Annotated in this window: 5 protein-coding genes; all 5 read left to right on the top strand. The window is 47.6% G+C overall.

What is annotated here, in order from left to right:
• The first annotated feature begins 127 nt into the window (after positions 1 to 127).
• The 5 genes from mraZ to VN105_RS29380 all read left to right on the top strand — a co-directional run bounded on the left by mraZ (position 128) and on the right by VN105_RS29380 (position 5,772).
• The gene (mraZ, locus tag VN105_RS29400) at positions 128 to 595 is read left to right on the top strand and encodes a division/cell wall cluster transcriptional repressor MraZ (protein WP_325647004.1); all 468 of its coding nucleotides are present in this window, start codon (positions 128 to 130) and stop codon (positions 593 to 595) included.
• A 12-nt stretch (positions 596 to 607) separates the two neighbouring features.
• A complete protein-coding gene (rsmH, locus tag VN105_RS29395) occupies positions 608 to 1,519 on the top strand; it encodes a 16S rRNA (cytosine(1402)-N(4))-methyltransferase RsmH (protein ID WP_325647002.1) in 912 nt (303 codons plus the stop codon).
• Between the two features lie 99 nt (positions 1,520 to 1,618).
• Positions 1,619 to 1,987, top strand: coding sequence for an FtsL-like putative cell division protein (locus tag VN105_RS29390; protein WP_325647000.1), 369 nt, complete (start codon positions 1,619 to 1,621; stop codon positions 1,985 to 1,987).
• A 239-nt stretch (positions 1,988 to 2,226) separates the two neighbouring features.
• The gene (locus tag VN105_RS29385; RefSeq protein ID WP_325647006.1) at positions 2,227 to 4,305 is read left to right on the top strand and encodes a penicillin-binding protein; all 2,079 of its coding nucleotides are present in this window, start codon (positions 2,227 to 2,229) and stop codon (positions 4,303 to 4,305) included.
• Entirely contained in the window at positions 4,306 to 5,772 is a 1,467-nt protein-coding gene (locus tag VN105_RS29380; RefSeq protein ID WP_325646998.1) for a UDP-N-acetylmuramoyl-L-alanyl-D-glutamate--2,6-diaminopimelate ligase, read from the top strand. It begins immediately after the preceding gene.
• Positions 5,773 to 5,859: the final 87 nt, after the last annotated feature.

Below are 5,859 nucleotides of genomic sequence, written 5' to 3'. Positions count from 1 at the left end.
TGGAAAGGGCGCTGATGGAGGCGCTTGTATCTGTGGAAAAAATTTATAAAGTATTTTTTCGTTAAAAAGTGGGAAAAAGTGTTATTTTGTGTTAGAAAAGGATTTTCAAGGACTTTGCCCCCATGGTATGACAGGATTTCTCGGTGAATATGAATCGACGCTGGACGCAAAAGGACGCTTTCTGTTACCTGCCGGGTTTAAAAAGCAGTTAACAGACAGGGCCGGAGGACAGTTTGTGATTAACCGAGGGTTTGAAAAATGCTTGTCCCTGTATCCCATGAATGAATGGCAGCCTATTTTCGAACGTATCAGCAAGTTGAATGACTTTGATCCAAAAGTAAGGGAATTCAGGCGGTACTTTTTAAACGGGGCCACTATTCTGGAGTTAGACAGCGCGGGAAGACTGCTGGTACCGAAAAACCTGCTGTCGTACGCCAATCTGGAAAAAGATATTGTGCTGGCAGCAGCAACAAATAAAATCGAGATCTGGGATAAAGGTAAATACCAGGAGTTCTTTGAAAATTTCTCACCGGGAGCGTTCAGTGATCTGGCTCAACAGGTAATGGGAGGAGGAGATAACAACATATCAATTTAAAGCGGGGAGCATATGGGCGAGCAACAATATCATTTACCCGTTCTGCTGCCGGAAACAACGGAGCTGCTACAGATAAACCCCGATGGAATATATGTAGACGCCACGTTTGGAGGCGGAGGACATTCAAGAGCCATACTGGAAAAACTAGGTGAAAAAGGACGGCTGATAGTATTTGATCAGGACGAAGATGCTTACCGAAACAGGATTATAGACGAACGTGTAACTTTTGTACAACAAAATTTCCGTCACCTGCAACGCTTTCTGAAACTACATAAAGCAGAACAGGTAGACGGCGTACTGGCGGATCTGGGCGTTTCATCGCACCAGTTCGATACAGCAGAAAGAGGATTCAGTACCCGCTTCGATGGCGATCTGGATATGCGGATGGATACACGAACAGCATTTACTGCCGCCCAATTGCTGGCTACATGGGGAGAAGCACGGTTACAACTGATTTTCCAGGAATACGGAGAAGTAACCAACGCAAAAACCCTTGCCCAAACAATTGTAAAGCAGCGCAAAACACACCCCATGCGCACCATCACAGAATTTAAATCCGTGATCCAGCCCATCGTAAAAGGCAACCCGCAAAAATACCTGGCACAGGTTTTCCAGGCACTGCGTATAGCCGTTAACGATGAATTGGGCGCTCTGAAAGATTTACTGGAACAGGCTACCAATGTACTGAAACCCGGAGGAAGGCTCGCTATCATTACTTTCCACTCACTGGAAGACAGGATGGTGAAAAATTTTATGAAGACAGGAAGTTTTGAAGAAGCACCGGAAGATCCGTTTGCAAAAGAAACACCCCCTAAATTGTTCAGATTAATCACAAAAAAACCGGTTACCGCCAGTGATGCAGAATTGAAACTTAATGGAAGATCCAGAAGTGCAAAACTGCGGGTAGCCGAAAAACAAGCGTGACGCGGTTCAAACCGCCCATCACATCCTACCCTATCCTATACACATCCGTTTTGATTTGCGTTCAGGTTTTTATTGTCAATTTTTAAAAAGACATAGCGCGTGGGAGACGACTTAGAAAAGATACAGGAAAATCCGGCGGAAGAAAATAACCTCCCACCGGAACGTAAAGAATGGCGTTTGCGCATCAACTACAGAGCGTTGGTGCAAAACATGCCCTTTATCGGGTTCCTTTCCCTCCTGGCCTTGATCTACATCGCCAATAGCCATCTTGCTGAAAAAAAAATCCGGCGCATTAACAAACTGGGCAAAGAAATTAAAGAGCTGAAGTGGGAGTATATCAATGTGAAAAGTGAGCTCATGTTTCGAAGCAAAATGAGTGAAGTCAGTAAGTCCGTAGAGCCGCTGGGCCTTAAACAACTCAGCTCCCCTCCACAGAAGATTGTACTGAAAAAGGAAACAGAAAAATGAATTTAATATTGATGCCTGACGCTGCCCGCCTGACCCAGAACTCAGGTCGGGGATGCTGGTAAATCAAATCAATGGCAAGCATCTCAATTATAAATGCAGCCAGTGTCAGGTATCTTCTTATAAGTTATCAGCCTTTAGCCGTCAGCTGTTTACCAACACGTAAACAGCTGACAGCTAAAGGCTAAAAGGTAAAATGGTAATACAACATCGTGGATGTAAAAAAGGACATATTGTGGAGAGTGTATCTGTGCCTCATCGGCATGGCGCTGTTTAGCATCGCCATCCTGGTGAAAGTGTTCTATATCCAGAACGTACAGGGCAACTACTGGCGCAGTATGGCCGATAGCCTGCATACCGGGTACGTAGCGCTGGACGCAGAAAGAGGCACCATCTACTCGGAGGAAGGCAGGATGCTGTCTACCTCCATTCCTTATTTCGACATCCGGATTGATTTTGCAGCAGACGGCCTCCGGGATAAAAACGGACTGGTGTTCAAGGAAAACCTTGATTCCCTGTCGTACCGCCTTTCCCAGATATTCACCGACCGCAGCAAAGCATCCTGGAAACAACAGCTACAGGAAGGATATAAATCAAAGGACCGTTACTTTTTACTGAAAAGAGACGTGCCCTTTAATCAATACCAGGAACTACGCAGCTTCCCGATGTTCCGCCTCGGCAAAAACAAAGGCGGTATGATCGCTGAATCAAAAAGTAAGCGCATCAATCCCTTTAAACTGCTGGCCAACAGGACCATCGGACTGGCACGTGAAAATTCCCAGAGCGTAGGTCTCGAAAGAACCTACAATGAATACCTGAAAGGCGTTACCGGTAAAAGACTGATGCGCCGCATCGCAGGAGGTACCTATGTACCCGTTGACGGTTACGATATTGAACCCGAAAACGGCCGTGATGTAGTAACCACCATTGATGTGAATATGCAGGATATCGTGGAAACAGCCCTCATGAACATGATGGTGCAGAATGAAGCCGAACACGGTACCTGCATCCTGATGGAAGTGAAAACAGGTAAAATAAAAGCCATCGCCAACCTCGGCAAACAACCCGATGGCAACGGCTACTGGGAAGATATGAACTACGCACTGCAGGTAGCGGAACCCGGTTCCACATTCAAACTGGCCACCGTGATCGCAGTGCTGGAAGATAAATACGCCACCATGAACTCTATGGTAAACATGGATGGTGGCCGCTGGCAGGTAGGCCGCAGAACCGTATTCGATTCTGAACCTCACCCCGGCCCGCAAAACGTAACCATCAAACACGCATTTGAGCTGAGCTCAAATGTGGGCATGGCAAAACTGGCCTACCAGTTCTATAACCGGCAACCCAACAAGTTCGTAGCCCATCTGAAAAAATTGCGGCTCGATCAGTTTACCGGTATAGACCTCATCGGCGAAGGAAGACCGGTCATTAAAACAACCGCTTCCAAAACATGGAGCGCCACATCCCTGCCATGGATGGCATTCGGATATGAAGTGCTTATCAGCCCGCTGCAAACGTGCATGCTGTACAATGCAGTGGCTAATAACGGGAAAATGATGAAACCCTACCTCGTCAATTCCATTCAGGAATATGGCCAGGTAGTAAAACAGTTTGAGCCTACCGTGATACTGGACAGCATCTGCTCACAAAGCACGCTGAAACAGGTGCAGGCCATGCTGGAAGGTGTGCCAATAGATGGTACTGCTAAAAAACTACGCAGCCAGTTTTACACCTTCGCGGCAAAAACAGGCACTGCACTGGTGGCAAACGGCAACCGCGGGTATGCAGATAAAATATACCAGTCGTCATTCGCCGGCTACTTCCCGGCCAATGATCCGCAGTACACCTGCGTGGTAGTGATAAAAAACAAACCGCATGCATTGCACTTTTACGGTGCAGGCGTTGCGGGTCCCGTGTTTAGAGAAGTGGCAGATAAACTGTACGCCATCGCGGTGGAAAGACAAAAACCCATGCAGGCAACCATGCAACTGGATACCCTGCTGTCACTGAAAAATGGCAAAGGCAGTGAATGGAAACAGATCCTGGGTAAACTGCAGCTGCCTATCGGCAACGCCCCCGCTAACAACAGCTGGGTAAGCGCCAGGGTGGCAGACCGCAAAATTGCCTTCGAACAGGTAACACAAACAAAAGGCGCCGTGCCCGATGTTACCGGGATGGGCCTCAAAGATGCCCTGTACCTGCTCGAAAACGCCGGGCTACGCGTAGTAGTTAAAGGCGCCGGTAAAGTGAAAATGCAATCACTCCCCGGCGGAACAAAAATAGGGAACGAACAAACTATCGTAATAGAACTGAGCTAGATGAAAACGCTGCGCGACATATTGTATAATGTAAGCATCCTGGCGGTGCATGGTAATACGGATATTACCATTCCTGCACTTGCCATCGACTCCAGGTCCATTACGCCCGGAGCAGCTTTCATTGCAGTGAAGGGCGTACACACAGATGGACACGCGTACATTGAGAAAGCGATTGGTTTGGGCGCAGCAGCAGTGATCTGCGAAACATTACCGGAACAACCGGCAGATAATGTGTGCTATGTACAGGTAAGCAACAGTGCCGCCAGCAGCGGTATCATGGCGGGTAACTTCTATGATAACCCCTCTCATAAAATACAACTGGTAGGCGTTACCGGCACCAACGGGAAAACAACCATCGCCACACTCCTGTTCCGGTTATTTACCAAACTGGGGTATCACTGCGGATTATTATCCACAGTACAAAATCAGATAGGCGATACCGTTATACCAGCCACACATACCACGCCCGATCCCATCAGCCTGAATGCCTTACTGGCGCAGATGGTGGACGACGGCTGCCTGTACGTGTTCATGGAAGTAAGCTCCCATGCTATTCACCAGCAACGTATTGCCGGGCTACAATTCGCAGGGGGCATCTTTAGTAATATCACCCACGACCACCTGGATTATCACAAAACTTTTGATGAATACATCCGGGTAAAGAAATCGTTCTTTGATAACCTGCCCTCCTCCGCGTTTGCCCTCACCAACCTGGACGACAAAAGAGGAATGGTAATGCTGCAGAATACAAAAGCGAAAAAAGCGACGTACAGCCTGCGCACATTGGCCGATTTTAAAGGCAAGATCCTGGAAAATAATCTGACAGGGCTGATCATGCTGGTAGGAGATACAGAGGTGCATTTCCGCCTCATCGGTGAGTTCAATGCCTACAACCTGCTGGCCGTTTATGGCGCCGCCGTATCGCTGGGAATAGATAAAGCCAAAGTATTACAGGCGCTGAGCGACACCACAGGTGCTGAAGGCAGATTTGATTATATCATTTCAGATAAGGAACAGATCATCGCTATAGTTGATTACGCACATACACCGGATGCCTTGAAAAATGTGCTGGCCACCATCAAAAACCTGCGCAAAGGCAATGAACAGGTGATCACGGTAGTTGGTTGCGGCGGCGACAGGGATACCACCAAACGCCCTGTGATGGCAGATGTAGCGGTAGAAAACAGCGACCGCGTTATCCTTACCTCCGATAATCCCCGCTCGGAAGACCCGGCGGAAATTATCAGGGAAATGGAAGCAGGCATTCCTGTTCACCTGAAAAAGAAAGCCATTTCCATTACCGACAGGAAAGAAGCCATTAAAACGGCACTGTCGCTCGCCAACCGGGAAGATATCATCCTGGTGGCAGGTAAAGGACATGAAAAATACCAGGAAATAAAAGGCGTAAAACATCACTTCGATGATAAAGAAGTGCTGCTGGAGCTGATGAAAATACTGGAGAAATAAACTGAAACTGAAGACAGATACTTAATAATCCAATGACTTAAAAGCCTGTACTCGCCCACAGCAGAGGACAGGTTACGACTAAAACAT

The organism is Chitinophaga sp., assembly GCF_035564935.1.
Lineage (GTDB): Bacteria > Bacteroidota > Bacteroidia > Chitinophagales > Chitinophagaceae > Chitinophaga.
The sequence above is the reverse complement of the archived record's forward strand: the minus strand, read 5'-3'. Positions and strand labels throughout refer to the sequence as shown.